This is a genomic window from Flavobacterium panacagri, assembly GCF_030378165.1.
Classification (GTDB): Bacteria; Bacteroidota; Bacteroidia; order Flavobacteriales; family Flavobacteriaceae; genus Flavobacterium; species Flavobacterium panacagri.
The window spans coordinates 2687931-2702149 of record NZ_CP119766.1 but is presented as its reverse complement, the minus strand read 5'-3'; the positions used below and the strand labels follow the sequence as shown (position 1 = coordinate 2702149).

Annotated in this window: 15 protein-coding genes; 8 read left to right on the top strand and 7 right to left on the bottom strand. The window is 34.2% G+C overall.

All coding sequences use genetic code 11. From position 1 onward, the window contains the following. Positions 1 to 178: 178 nt before the first annotated feature. The 4 genes from P2W65_RS12045 to P2W65_RS12030 form a co-directional block, all read right to left on the bottom strand. Positions 179 to 1579 carry a DUF5723 family protein gene (locus P2W65_RS12045; RefSeq protein WP_289665822.1) on the bottom strand — a complete coding sequence of 467 codons (1401 nt, stop codon included), beginning with the start codon at positions 1577 to 1579 and terminating at the stop codon, positions 179 to 181. Next, complete coding sequence (locus P2W65_RS12040; RefSeq protein ID WP_289665820.1) at positions 1576 to 2127, bottom strand: hypothetical protein; 552 nt, start codon at positions 2125 to 2127, stop codon at positions 1576 to 1578. Before P2W65_RS12040 ends, P2W65_RS12045 begins: the two co-directional genes overlap by 4 nt. 117 nt (positions 2128 to 2244) lie before the next feature. Beyond that, positions 2245 to 2571, bottom strand: coding sequence for a hypothetical protein (locus P2W65_RS12035; RefSeq protein WP_179006960.1), 327 nt, complete (start codon positions 2569 to 2571; stop codon positions 2245 to 2247). A 13-nt stretch (positions 2572 to 2584) separates the two neighbouring features. Continuing rightward, a complete protein-coding gene (locus P2W65_RS12030) occupies positions 2585 to 3451 on the bottom strand; it encodes a hydroxymethylglutaryl-CoA lyase-like TIM-barrel protein (protein WP_289665817.1) in 867 nt (288 codons plus the stop codon). 208 nt (positions 3452 to 3659) lie between these two features. On the opposite strand from P2W65_RS12030, the gene P2W65_RS12025 reads away from it, so the two are divergent. Then, positions 3660 to 4274 carry a hypothetical protein gene (locus P2W65_RS12025; protein ID WP_289665815.1) on the top strand — a complete coding sequence of 205 codons (615 nt, stop codon included), beginning with the start codon at positions 3660 to 3662 and terminating at the stop codon, positions 4272 to 4274. Continuing rightward, positions 4271 to 4984: a DUF3307 domain-containing protein gene (locus tag P2W65_RS12020; RefSeq protein ID WP_289665813.1), complete on the top strand. Its 714-nt coding sequence runs from the start codon at positions 4271 to 4273 to the stop codon at positions 4982 to 4984. Before P2W65_RS12025 ends, P2W65_RS12020 begins: the two co-directional genes overlap by 4 nt. Here the strand turns inward: P2W65_RS12020 and P2W65_RS12015 are convergent. Beyond that, a complete protein-coding gene (locus P2W65_RS12015; protein ID WP_289665812.1) occupies positions 4970 to 6004 on the bottom strand; it encodes a quinone-dependent dihydroorotate dehydrogenase in 1035 nt (344 codons plus the stop codon). The genes P2W65_RS12020 and P2W65_RS12015 overlap by 15 nt on opposite strands. Positions 6005 to 6295: 291 nt before the next feature. Here P2W65_RS12015 and P2W65_RS12010 point away from each other — a divergent pair, with 291 nt between their 5' ends. The 6 genes from P2W65_RS12010 (at position 6296) to P2W65_RS11985 (ending at position 12444) form a co-directional block, all read left to right on the top strand. Further along, positions 6296 to 6892, top strand: coding sequence for a hypothetical protein (locus P2W65_RS12010; RefSeq protein ID WP_289665811.1), 597 nt, complete (start codon positions 6296 to 6298; stop codon positions 6890 to 6892). Positions 6893 to 6930: 38 nt separating this feature from the next. Beyond that, positions 6931 to 8148, top strand: coding sequence for an OprO/OprP family phosphate-selective porin (locus P2W65_RS12005; protein ID WP_289665810.1), 1218 nt, complete (start codon positions 6931 to 6933; stop codon positions 8146 to 8148). A gap of 88 nt (positions 8149 to 8236) precedes the next feature. Next, entirely contained in the window at positions 8237 to 9220 is a 984-nt protein-coding gene (locus P2W65_RS12000) for a DUF6515 family protein (RefSeq protein WP_289665809.1), read from the top strand. A gap of 100 nt (positions 9221 to 9320) precedes the next feature. Next, on the top strand, positions 9321 to 10460 hold the full coding sequence (locus P2W65_RS11995; RefSeq protein WP_289665808.1) for a formylglycine-generating enzyme family protein: 1140 nt from the start codon (positions 9321 to 9323) through the stop codon (positions 10458 to 10460). Positions 10461 to 10577: 117 nt separating this feature from the next. Then, positions 10578 to 11855: a peptidase T gene (pepT, locus tag P2W65_RS11990; protein ID WP_289665807.1), complete on the top strand. Its 1278-nt coding sequence runs from the start codon at positions 10578 to 10580 to the stop codon at positions 11853 to 11855. A gap of 1 nt (position 11856) precedes the next feature. Then, the gene (locus P2W65_RS11985; RefSeq protein ID WP_289665806.1) at positions 11857 to 12444 is read left to right on the top strand and encodes a YdeI/OmpD-associated family protein; all 588 of its coding nucleotides are present in this window, start codon (positions 11857 to 11859) and stop codon (positions 12442 to 12444) included. A 248-nt stretch (positions 12445 to 12692) separates the two neighbouring features. On the opposite strand, the gene yajC is transcribed toward P2W65_RS11985, so the two are convergent. Together yajC and nusB are read right to left on the bottom strand one after the other, a co-directional pair. After that, positions 12693 to 12968, bottom strand: a complete 276-nt coding sequence (gene yajC, locus P2W65_RS11980) for a preprotein translocase subunit YajC (protein ID WP_091496041.1) — start codon at positions 12966 to 12968, stop codon at positions 12693 to 12695. A 77-nt stretch (positions 12969 to 13045) separates the two neighbouring features. Then, positions 13046 to 13957, bottom strand: a complete 912-nt coding sequence (gene nusB / locus P2W65_RS11975; protein WP_289665805.1) for a transcription antitermination factor NusB — start codon at positions 13955 to 13957, stop codon at positions 13046 to 13048. Between the last annotated feature and the right edge of the window lie 262 nt (positions 13958 to 14219).

Here is a 14219-nt window from a genome sequence, read left to right as displayed (position 1 = left end):
CAAATAGAATTACCTAGCCCAGATGGAAATGGAAAGCCACGAAAAGCCAAAAAACATTTTTTTTCTGATTTAAAAAAGCGACCAAAGGAAGCTCTTTTTAAATCTTGAAAAAAAGTTTTTTGGGTTGAGTGCTTGAAATGTACAGCTGGAATTGCTTCTAATTAATACTAAAATAAGACTAGTCGTCTTTATCTTGAAAAACAAAATTGATTCCGAGTTGAAATGCCGCGCTGTTCGCTTTAGACAAATCTTTATATTCGAGAATATTATTTACAAGAGCGTAAATATTAACTGCGCCAATTGTTCCTGCAACTCCTAATCCAATGTTCTTGTTTGAAAATGTATCAAATGTATAAGTTGCTTTTACATCTAGTTTTCTAAAAATATTTCTTCGATAAAAAGCCGTCAAAGCTGCAATAGGTTCACGCGGTGTGGTCATAGCAAAAAGCTGTGCTCCTACGGCATTTTTATAGTATTTATTAATCTGGCCTCGGCAATTGCATTCATCATCAGGACGTGCTTCTCCAAATGAATATTGAATGGATGAATAAAATTTAGTTGGACGCCAAGTCGTATATTTATTATATAATGTATCTCTTGGAATAGCTTTTTCGAATTCATCAAAAACATCTTCAGGATCATCATTGCCCATAAAATCAGGATTTACTCCATTGTATTGATAGGTTCCTTTGTAAGTAAGAGTTTCGATGTCTTTAGATTGTCTTATAAAACCTAAATCAATTATACTCGCTGTAAGCTGTAAATTATCTTTAATATAATAGGTAATTCCGGCATCTACTCCAAGCCCTAAACTTCCACCGAAAAAAGTATTATTTACTAAATCACTTGCAACGTTTCCTTCGTATTCATCTTTGGTAAACTTAGAGATTCCAGAAGTCTTTAATTCTAAATTAGAAGAAATAACTTGATCGTAAATATTTGGATTTCCTGCATTCTGTCCTGTATAAATATAACCAGAGTTTTTAGTTGAAGTTGCATTGGCACCGCTTGAATAGATTTTTGCACGTCCGCCGTAAACAAATTTATCGTTTACTTTTTTATGATATCCGATATGAAATACAGAAAGCACCTCAGCTTTGGCAGTTAAATCTCCCAGATTAAAAGATTTTCCAATATAATCACGATTTCCATTCAAAGCAAGCAGAGCAGGATCTTTAGGAACATACATGAAAAAATCAAATTCCTGATACAGTCCAAATGAAACATACGATTTACTTTCTCTTCCTCCTACTCTAAAACCACCAGAAAAAATTTCCAATTGCTGATTCGTCATTACTTTATCGTTTCGGGAAGATTTATTGATTACGTTTCTGACTTTTTGATTAAAGTCTACACCATTATCAGCAAATAAGTCATAGGCTGTAAAACCTTTTGATCCTACATTAGCCGAAATTCCAGATAAAATAGGAAAGCCAAAATAATATTTATACGAAACATCAGCTCCTGGATTTACAAGTAATGATTGTGGAATTGAAGTAAAATTATACAATAACTCTTTATTTTGAGCGAAACAAGAGAGCTGCAAAACGATACAGAAAATCAGATATACTTTTCTCATTCTATCACTAAATAAGCTGTTGCACTTGATCTCAATTTTAGGCTTCCTAAACTTTGGCTATTCAAGGGGTCGCCTGAAGCAATTAAAACTACGAATCCTATTTTAGTGGTTTGTTTTAGAAGAGCTAGGCGTTCATTTTCAAAAACTTCTGTTGGATATTTTATAACATTGGAACCTCCTTGATAAGAAGGGACAGGAAAAGATATCGTCTGCAGTACTTCATTTTGATCGTTCATCAAAAGCATATTTAGAGAAAAGGTGCGCTCAATCGTATTTTCGATTTCAAAATCGAACTCTGCTTTCTTTAATCGTTCATTAAAAAATTTATCTTTAAAAACAGTAAAATTTCTAACATCATAAGCTATATTGATTGTACCGTCATCTATAAGCTGATTGGCAGGAATATCAAAATAGGCAAGATTTGCCACAACGACCGGCTCTAATTTTAAATCTTTTATCTGGTCGAAATCTAATTCGCTGGAACAGGAAAAAAATAGGAAAGTCAAGAAAAATAGACTTGGAATTTTATGAGAAGGAATTAATTTCATGGCAAATACTATTTCAACATTAAATGTAACGCTTAATGTTTACAATCATTATCTAAGGTAGGTAAATATAACTATTAATTAATGAAACTTTCCAAACAATTTCCGAGTAAGTGAGAATTATTCACTATCTTTTGAAACTATACTAGAATTTAATACTTCTTCTAAATTTCCAATTTTCAATAGATCGTTAATTGTTTTTTCGATACAATCCCTAGACAATTCTTTAACAAATAAATCAGGAGGAACTTGATATAAGCCATTTAGATTATCTCCTTGCTTTTTATCGTATTCTACTATTGTTTTTAAAAAATCGTATGTCCAAACATTTATTCCATATCGTCTACCATCTTTCATTATTACATGTATATTGCAAAAGTCATTCTCTTTCTTCCAATTTTCTGGATCAACTTCTTCAAATTCTAACCAAAGTTCAAAATCATTCATATCTCAATGCTTTTTAATGAAACTTTCCAAACAATTTTGAGGCTTCATTATAAGCGCTTTCAAAGCTTAAAGAGTTTAAACCAGTATGTTCTTTGTTTGCAGTAAAATAGGAAATCAGTTTTTCTGTGGGCATATTACCCGTTAACTTATCGGTTGCCATTGGACAGCCTCCAAATCCTTGGATTGCACCGTCAAAACGTGTACAGCCGGCTTTTGCTGCTGCATCAATTTTTTCGAACCAAGTATCTGGTGTGGTATGCAAATGGGCTCCAAATTCAATTTTCGGGTATTTCGGAATTAAATGAGAAAACAAATACGTAATGACTTCTGGCGTAGAAGTTCCAACAGTATCAGAAAGTGAAAGAATCTTAACGCCCATTCCGGCAAGCTTTTCTGTCCATTCTGCTACTATTTCTACATTCCACGGATCTCCGTAAGGGTTCCCAAACCCCATGGAAAGATAAGTTACAACTTCTTTACTTTTTTTATCGGCAACTTCCAGAATTTCTTCTAATGTAACCAATGATTCTGCAATAGTTTTATGTGTGTTACGCATCTGGAAATTCTCTGAAATAGAAAATGGAAATCCAAGATATTGAATCTGTTCGTATTCGGAGGCCGTTACTGCTCCTTGCGTATTAGCAATAATGGACAGCAGTTTACTAGTCGTCTGAGACAAATCCAGCTGTTCTAAAACTGCTGCAGTATCCTGCATCTGCGGAATTGCTTTTGGAGAAACAAAACTCCCGAAATCAATCGTATCAAAACCTACTCTAAGCAAAGCCTGTATATAGGAAACTTTATTTTGGATCGGAATAAAATCTCTTATGCCTTGCATGGCATCTCTGGGACATTCAATGATTTTGATTTCTTTATTCAAAGCTTATTCTTTTGTAAAAGCTAAGGTAGTTTCTTTTTTAAAGAAATAAAAGAGAATTTTAGAGAATGCTATTATTACTCAATATCGTAATACATTAGATTATTACACAAAAATGTAATATTTTATAATATTACCAAAAAACGTAATAATTAATTTTATTACTTATATTTGTAATAGAAAGTTTATTATTTTTTAATTATATTTGATTATGACTAGTGTAATTACGGGAGATATAATTGGATCAAGACAGCAGAAATCAGAACATTGGGTGGAAGATTTAAAAAAGATTCTAGCTCCGTTTGGTGCTACGCCAAGTCAATGGGAAGTATATCGCGGTGATGAATTCCAGATAGAAGTTTCTAATCCTGAAGAAGCCTTGTTGGCTGCTATTTTAATTAAGGCTCGTTTACGTGCCATAAAATCAGACGCGAGGATGAGTATTGGTTTTGGAGATAAAACACATAATGCAGCAAAAATATCCGAAAGCAATGGTTCGGCTTTTATTCATTCTGGAGAACTTTTTGAAACATTAAAAAAACAGAAAGTTACTTTGGCACTGCGAACAGGAGATACTAATTTTGACGAGAAACTCAATTTAATGCTGCAATTGGCGTTAACTTTTATGGACAGCTGGCTAGTACAATCCGCAGAATTTGTTGCCATAGCAATAGAAAATCCTACACTTTCGCAAGAAGAACTGGGACAAAAACTGGGTATCAATCAAGCTGCCGTGAGCCGAAGACAAAAACGTGCTCAATTTGATTTAGTTATGAATTTAGATCGATATTTTAGAACTCAAATAAAACAACTTACAGCCTTATGATTTTATTCGTAAAACTACTTTTAGCGCATTTATTAGGTGATTTTATCTGGCAGCCGGGAACTTGGGTTGCGCATAAAGAAACCAAAAAACATAAAAGTATTTACTTATATATTCACATTTTGCTGCATGGAGTTTTAGCCGCAATTCTAGCCGGCGAAATCCGTTTTATTCCTTACGCCGTTTTAATCTCGGTAACGCATGGCATCATTGATTTGATCAAACTAAATTTTCAAAAAAAGAAAAACAAACGCACTTGGTTTGTAGTGGATCAAATTGCTCATATTTTAGTTTTAATTGGCATTGTACTTTTATATGAAAACAAAAGTCTCCCTTATTTTTGGCAGGATAATCTGTTTTGGATTTTTGTGACTGGTATTTTGCTCCTTACCAAACCAACGTCCATTTTTATTAAAACCATAATTTCAATCTGGGCACCTGAGAGCAAAATCAATAATCAGGACAACTCATTAGTCGCTGCAGGAAATTATATCGGAATCCTGGAACGTTTATTCGTTTTCGGATTTATCTTGACGAATCATTTCGAAGCAATCGGATTTTTATTGGCTGCCAAATCCATTTTTAGATTTGGCGATTTAAAAGAAGCCAAAGACCGAAAGTTGACCGAATATGTTTTAATCGGCACATTAATCAGTTTTGGAATTGCAATTCTCGCTGGATTATTGGTTCAAATGCTTTTACAGCTTTCCTAAAACTTTCTTATTAATTGCTTTGATCAACGCTGGCCCTTCGTAAATAAAACCAGTGTACAATTGTACCAAACTTGCTCCTGCATTTAGTTTTTCGATGGCATCATCTGCGGAGTGAATTCCTCCTACTCCAATAATTGGAAATGCTTTATTGCTTTTTTCCGAAAGAAAGCGAATTACTTCAGTAGAACGTTTTGTTAATGGTTTTCCAGACAATCCACCCGTTTCAGACTGATTAGAAGATTGCAGACCTTCTCTGGAAATGGTTGTATTGGTTGCAATTACACCTGCAATCTGAGTAGTTTTTACAATATCAATAATATCTAACAATTGCTCATCTGTAAGATCTGGAGCGATTTTTAATAAAATTGGTTTTGCTTTCTGCGTGCTTGTTTTTTGTTTTTCAACATTTCTATCCTGCAAAGTCTGCAATAAAGCTGTCAAAGGTTCTTTATCTTGCAACGCTCTTAGATTCGGAGTGTTTGGAGAACTTACGTTTACCACAAAATAATCAACATGATCATACAAAGCATCAAAACAAATGATGTAATCTTTAACCGCATCTTCGTTATCCGTTACTTTGTTTTTTCCAATATTTCCTCCAATTAAAACTCCCGAATTTTTCTTCAAACGCTCCACAGCTTCTAGAACGCCGCCATTATTAAATCCCATTCGGTTAATAATCGCCTGATCTTCTTTTAAACGGAACAAACGTTTTTTCGGATTTCCTTCTTGTCCAACCGGAGTTACCGTTCCGATTTCGATAAAACCAAAACCAAAATCGCCTAATTCTTTGTAAAGCTTTGCATCTTTATCAAAACCAGCTGCAAGTCCAACTGGATTTTTGAATTTGATTCCGAAAACTTCTCTTTCCAATCGAGAATCTTTTACCTCATAAATTGATCTTATAATTGCCGAAACTCCTGGGATTTTTGAAATGAATTTAACGAATGAAAAAGTAAAGTAATGCACTTCTTCTGGATCAAACCAAAAAAGTATCGGACGAATTATCAATTTATACATGAGTGTGTTGGTGTTATTTTGGGTGCAAATTTAAATATTATAGTTTAAAAAGGTACTTAATTGCTCCAACAAATAATTTCGATTTTGTTCAATTCTTTAAAATGTCTTCAAAAGAGATTACTATTTCTTAAAGCTCAAACCATTACAGAAAAGACTTTTTTGATGTTGCAAATTATAAAATGAAACCACTTCAAGGCTTTCGATAAGCTTCTTTGGATTTTTTATTATTTAATTTTGAGACATTTAAGAAAAACATCTTGTGACTATTTTTCATTTCAAAAATTGAAAGTTATGCTAAATGAAACAACAGGAAGAATTTATAATTGGTTTAGAAAAATATTTCTTCTGGTCACTTTTTTCTTTTTATCCGGTTATTCAAACATTACAGCTCAAGAAAACAAAGAAAAGAGTTTCAGTCCACATCATCAAATTGGACTTTCGATCAATCATGTGCATGTTTTTGAAGGTCGTGATGACGAAGGAAATCGTGAAGTTTTAAGCCTTCCTGCATGGGGATTGGATTATACTTTTCAGTTTCACGAAAAATGGGCAATCGGTCTTCATACCGACTTTATAATTGAAAAATTCAAAGTCGAAAAAAATCTTGCCAGTGGGGAGGACAAAGAAACTGTTGAAAGAAGTTATCCAATCGCCCCTGCTCTAATGGGAATCTATAAACCAAATGAACACTGGAGTTTTCTTTTAGGTTTTGGAGGAGAATTTGCAAAAGAAGAAAATTTTTTCTTAACCCGCGCTGGAGCAGAATATGGTTATGAACTGCCAAAAGGCTGGGAAATTTTCGGCACAGTAAGTTATGACTTTAAATGGAATGCTTACGACAGCTGGGGAATTGGATTAGGAATTGCCAAAAACTTTGGAAAAGAATAGATTTATAAAACAAGTTAGAAATACAATCCGATAAACTTATGTCCAACTCGCAAAAAACAATTCATCCTAAAGCGTTTCTTTTACTTGCACTGCTTCTTATCAGTTGGAGAGGAATATCTCAACAAGAAAAAGACACTACAAAACTGATGAATGTTCGATATGGAAGTAAAGGAATTGAATTACAAACTAGAGATAATAAATTTTTATTTCAGCTTCAAAGCCGTTTACAATTTCGTTTTTCTACTCCTTACGACACTGATCCTCTCACTTATGATGATTACAGTCAAGATGCGAAAACTACTTTTAAAATAAATCGTGCCCGCTTAAAAATCGGCGGTCATGCTTTTGAACCTTGGCTTAAGTATTATTGGGAATATGAATTGAGTCAGTCTAATTTACTTGATTTTAGAATTATGATTGAAAAATGGGATTTTTTAAGTTTTAAAGTCGGACAATGGAAAACAGAATTTACCCGCGAACGCTTCATTAGCAGTGGCGAACAGCAAATGGTGGAACGATCTCTTATTAATAGACCTTTTACGGTTGACAGACAATTAGGAGCCGAAGTGTACGGTCATCTAAAAGGAAACGGCATTGCCAATTTTAATTATTGGTTCGCGGCTTTAACAGGAACAGGACGCGGAAGCACTTCCAATGACGATAATAATCTAATGTATTTTGGAAGAGCACAATGGAATTTTCTAGGAAGATTTCTGGATTTTGAAGGTTGTGATTTAGAATTTCACGAAAAACCAACTCCAATTATTGCCTTTTCTGCCATAACCAACCGAAGCCCTTACACTCGTTTCTCTCAAGCTGGAGGAGGTTCTCTAGACGGATTTGAAGATGGTCTTCCCGGGCAATACAGAGTCAATCAGTGGAATTTAGAAACGGCTTTTATGTACAAAGGTTTTTCTTGGCAAAGCGAATGGCATACCAAAGAAATTATAGATAAATACAACAATAATGATATGACCGTAATGAAAGGTTATTATGTTCAGGCTGGATTCTTCTTTCATAATGTGTTTCATTGGTGGCCCAAACATTTGGAAATGGCTGGAAGACATGCCTCTTACCGGCCAGATTATTCCATAAGACAGAATAGACAAGACGAATCGACACTGGCTTTTAACTGGTTTTTTAAAGGCCATAAAAACAAACTTACGTCTGAGGTTAGTTATTTCAGTTTTCAAGATAAAACGTTGCCATTGGAACAGGGCTGGCGTTTTAGAATACAATGGGATATTTCACTTTAAAACAAAAAAAAGCTAAATCAAACTTTTGACCTATTTCAAAAAACGAAACCTTTTTTTTCATAACTTTAATTCACTTAAATCGCTGAAAATGAAAAACATATCCAAAACAATAAGAACTATGGCACTTATGTGCCTGATTGGGACATTTTTCCTTATTTCAATAGATAGCTTTGCACAGCGCCGAGGCGGTGGCGGAGGTGCCGCTCATCGTGGTGGCGGAGGCGGTATCAATAGAGGTGGAAATATTGGCGGTGCAACACATGCAAGACCCACACAAACAACTCGTCCTGTACAAACTGCAAGACCTGCACAAACCACAAGACCTGGTTCAAACGGTAGTGGCATACAACGACCTGCCAATTCTAACAATAAAATTACCAGACCTGCTAATTCTAATAACAAAACAGCAAGACCTGCAACAGCCAATAGAAATAACAATAATAGAACTGGTAACAGAAACACCAACATAAGTGGCAATACTAGAAATGTAGACCGAAGCAGAGATATTACAATCAACAATAATCGCAATACAGTTGTAAGAAGAAATACAGTTGTTTATACTCGTCCTCCTTATGCATATGGCGGTTATCGATATTACGGCTACCATCCTTATTATTATCATCCATACAGACCTTTTTATTGGGGACCAGTCTGGCATCCTTGGGGTTTTTTCGTTGCTACATTAGCCGTAACAGCAATTGTAGTTAGCGTAGAAAGCACTCAATATCATTATGATCAAGGAGTTTGGTATGCGCCATCAAATGGAGGCTATACGGCAGTACCCGCACCTGTAGGAGGAACTGTAAACAATATCCCCAGCGGAGCACAAACTGTTAATACTGGAACAGTAAATAATTATTACTACGGTGGCACTTATTATGAAAAAGATGGCGAAAAGTATACTGTAGTCGCTCCAACGGCAGGCACAATTGTAGAAAATTTACCAGAAGGCGGTGAAGAAGTTACAGTTGGCGATGTCAAATACATCAAATTTGGAGAAACGTATTATCAACCTGTCCAAATAGATGGAAAAAACAAATACGAAGTTGTTCTTGTTGAGAAAGACAAGTAATATTTATTAATTCTATAAAATTAATATACTATTAAAAGTTATTTTCATAATTTTACCCCATCTATTTGACAACCATTATTTCAGATCAAAACTATTAACCATGAAAAATAAAACCTTTTGGATTTTTGCTATACTGACGATTTCCATTATTTCACTCGCTTACGGTTACACTAAACTAATTGTACCTAAAAAAGAAATAGCAGCAACTGCAGATTGTCATGAAACTCCAAATACTTCAGAACCATCTGTATTTAAGCCAACAATCGAAAACAAAAACAAACCATCTGGAAAAACACCAGAAGGAATGGTTTGGATTCCAGGTGGAGAATTCTCTATGGGAAGTAATGTTGAAGACGAAAGTTTGTGCAGTATAAAAGGTGTTACCAAAGATGCTGCTCCAATTCATCGTGTATATGTTGATGGTTATTATATGGATAAAACAGAAGTCACTAACGAAGAATTCGAAAAATTTGTAAAAGCTACTGGTTATGTAACTGTTGCAGAACAAAAACCAACTAAAGAAGAATTTCCAACGGCAAGTGAAGAAGATTTAATAACAGGTTCTGTTGTATTTACACCTACTCCATCTGCTGTTAATTTTAATAATTTCTTGCAATGGTGGCGTTACGAGCCTGGTGCTGACTGGAGACATCCTGAAGGCCCTCAAAGTACCATCAAAGGAAAAGAAAAATATCCTGTTGTTCATGTCGTCTACGAAGATGCTGCAGCTTATGCAAAATGGGCAGGAAAAAGACTTCCTACAGAAGCGGAATGGGAGTTTGCAGCGCGCGGTGGTAAAACGGGAAATCTATATGCTTGGGGAAATACTTTAAAACCAAACGGAAAATTTCAAGCCAATATTTATCAAGGCCACTTCCCTATTAAAGATGGAGACACAGGCGAAGATGGATTTAAAGGAATTGCACCAACAGCTCAATTTGCTCCTAACGCTTATGGCTTATATGATATGGCCGGAAATGTATGGGAGTGGGTAAACGATTGGTACAGCGTAGATTATTATAAATCATTAGCTGAAACTGGCAAAACAGTTAAAAACCCTAAAGGCCCAGAGGCTTATTACGACCCTAATGATCCTACAGAAATAAAACGAGTACATAGAGGCGGCTCCTTTTTATGTACTGACCAATATTGCACTCGCTACATGGTTGGAACTAGAGGAAAAGGCGAAATTAGATCTGCTGCAAATCATGTTGGTTTTAGATGCGTAAAAGGCATATAACAACTTCAAAATAGTCGAAAGGGATTCTGTAGCGAATCCCTTTTTTTATTAAAACAGATCCATAAAGCTAAATTTCACAGCAGATTTTTTTTCTATATTTGCTAAAAATCTAAAAAAATGCAACATATCATAGATCGTTTTATCAGTTATATAACAATTGATACTGAATCAGATCCAAATTCACAAACAACACCAAGCACTCAAAAACAATGGAATCTTGCCAATAAATTAGTCGAAGAATTAAAGGCAATCGGACTTGAAGAGGTTACTATAGATGATAAAGCCTATATTATGGCGACGCTTCCAAGCAACGTAGATCATGAGGTTCCAACCATTGGTTTTGTTTCTCATTTTGATACTTCACCAGATTTCAGCGGAGCTAATGTAAAACCTCAAATCGTTGAAAATTACGACGGAAAAGATATTGTTTTGAACGCTGAGAAAAACATCGTTTTATCTCCAAACTACTTCAAAGATTTATTGCAATATAAAGGACAAACCATCATTACAACTGACGGAACGACGCTGTTAGGTGCCGATGATAAAGCTGGAATTACAGAAATTGTTTCGGCAATGGAATATCTAATGCAGCATCCAGAAATTAAACATGGAAAAATCAGAATTGGTTTTACTCCTGATGAAGAAATCGGACGTGGCGCTCATCATTTTGATGTGGAAAAATTTGGAGCGCAATGGGCTTATACAATGGACGGAAGCCAGATTGGAGAGCTAGAATATGAAAATTTTAATGCTGCTGGAGCTAAAATTACTTTCAAAGGAAAAAGTGTCCACCCTGGTTATGCAAAAGGAAAAATGATCAATTCGATGCTTTTGGCTAATGAATTTATCAATGAATTACCGAAAGGAGAAACTCCAGAAGAGACCAAAGGTTACGAAGGATTCTTTCATGTACATCACATCAAAGGAAACATAGAAGAAACGGTTTTAGAATTGATTATTCGTGACCACAACAAAAAGAAATTCGAAAAACGAAAAGAATTGATTCATAAAATTGCGAAGAAATTCAATAAAAGATTTGCGAAAAAATTTGGCGAAGATATTGTAATTGCCGTTGTAAAAGACCAATATTACAACATGAAAGAAAAGGTTCTTCCGGTAAAACATATTGTGGATATTGCCGAAAAAGCAATGAGAGAATTAAACATCAAACCAATCATTAAACCTATTCGCGGCGGAACTGATGGATCTCAATTATCATTTATGGGATTACCTTGTCCGAATATTTTTGCAGGAGGACATAATTTCCACGGAAAATACGAATACGTACCTGCTGAAAGCATTCAGAAAGCAACAAACGTAATTGTAAAAATTGCTGAATTGACTGCTATTCCTGGGATTTTTGACGCACCTGAAAAAACTAAAAGAAAAAGATAAAGTGGAAACAGATTCTGATAAAAAACATGTTTGGGACAAAGTCAATCAATGGGAAGAAGAACTTCTTTTCCTGAAATCTATTATTGATAAAACCGAACTGGTCGAAACCATAAAATGGGGAGGCCCAATTTATGTTTACAACAAGAAAAATGTTATCGGAATTGGAGGTTTTAAAAATTATTTTGCGATTTGGTTTTTAAATGGTGTCTTTCTGAAAGATGAAAAAAAGAGACTCATCAATGCTCAGGAAGATAAAACAAAATCAATGCGTCAATGGCGTTTTACTTCAAAAGAAGAAGTAAACGAAAAAGAAGTTCTTGAATATATTTTAGAAGCGATTGAAATCGAAAAGCAGGGAAAAGCAATAAAACCTTCTAAAAAAGAAGTCATCATTTCAGAATTGCTAAACAAAGAAATGGAACAAAATCCGGCTCTAAAAGAAGCTTTTGAGAATTTCAAACCTTATAAACAATACGAGTTTTTAGAATATATTGAATCTGCTAAACAAGAAAAAACAAAACTCGCAAGAATTGAGAAAGTGGTTCCGATGATTTTGGCAAATGTTGGATTGAATGATAAATACAGGTAGTAGAAATTCCAATCTATAAAACGAAACCTTAGTAAAAGTTTAAAACTTTTACTAAGGTTTTTCTTTATGAGCAAAGTATTGTCATTTCGACCGAAGGGAGAAATCACAAGAGAAACTCCGCAAAACATTTCGCCAATCTTTGTCGATAAGCGAGTGCGATTTCGGTCGAAATGACAATACAAGACGCAAAAAAAATCCCAAACTCCTATTTGGAATTTGGGATTTAAATATTGTATTTTTTTTTAAAATTATGCTTTCTTATTCAAAGCGGCACTCAACTCTAAAGAGATAGCAGAACGCTCTAATTTTAATTTTCCAGACATCGTTTCGATTACAACAGTAGTTTCTGCTAATTCAGCAATTTTACCGTGAAAACCACTTTTTGTAACTATTTTATCCCCTACTTTAAGGTTGCTTTCAAATTCTTTTTCGTTTTTAGCTCTTTTCTGCTGTGGTCTGATCATGAAAAAATAAAGTACCACGAACATTAAAAGAAATGGCGCAAATTGAGATAATTGTCCCATAATTTAAATTTGTTTTTGATTTATAATTAATATTTTCTTTTTGGAATTTGTCTTTTCTTTTTTGGAATTTCCAGATTTTACATCAATCCTCTTCCTGTTTTCAGCATCTTTTTATTAGCTGTAAGCTCTTTTACCAGATTATCTAAAATTCCGTTGATAAAAATACTGCTTTTTGGAGTAGAATACTCTTTTGCAATTTCTAAATATTCGTTAAGAGTTACTTTTACTGGAATCGATGGGAATTTAAGAAACTCGCAAATCGCCATTTTCAGGATAATAGTATCGATTTCTGCAATACGATCGCTGTCCCAGTTTGGTGTTTTATCTTCGTATTCTTTTGCAAAAGCCGTTTCATTTAAAACAGTTCTTCTAAACAAATCTTTAGCAAAATCTTTATCCTCAACATCCTTATACAATTTTGGCACTCTAAAATCGTCCGGTTCTTCGGTTTTAATCGCTTTCAATTGTTTAATGATATGAGTGTTTACAACAGGAATATCATCAACCCAAGTTAATTTATCATCCTCTAAATACTCATATAATTTTTCATTTGGAACAATTACGTTTTCAAACAAATCAATGATGAACTGTCTGTCTTCTTCAAACGTATTGACATTATTCGACATGTATTTTTTGTAGATATCACTTGCTTTTACATCATTTAAAAGCAAAATAATATAATCGTCATTTAATGACCAATTGTTGATTTTACGATTTTCTAAAGCGATGCTAAGAGAGTTGCTTTCGGCAAGAAGTTGAAAAATCTTGTTCTTTACAAATTTTTCATTTGGATTACGTTCTGCTGCAGTAGCAAGATGTTTTTTACTTGACAGATGTAAATAAACGGCTTCTTTTTTACAAATTTCTATCAATGAAGAAAGCATTATAAGATATAAGTCCTGAATATTATCAATACTGTAAAAAAGAAATTTTTCTTCTTTTTCCATATTATCAGAACCGCTTTGATGCATTGCATAAATGGATTGCATTACTTTAACGCGTATGTGTCTTCTATTTACCACCTCGTAAGAACATTTAAAAATTAGTCTGCAAAAGTATAACTTTAGATGCGTATTTTAAAATTAATTCGTAAAAAAGTCGCCTTTTTAGTAGTCAGTTTTCAGGATTTAGTGGTCAGTTAAAGTATGCAGTGGTCAGAATTTAAGTGGTCAGTCTTATTGTACTGATAAAAAAAGTCTCAATTTACAGATCAAACTGTAAATTGAGACTTTACCTGAACACTAAAAAAGT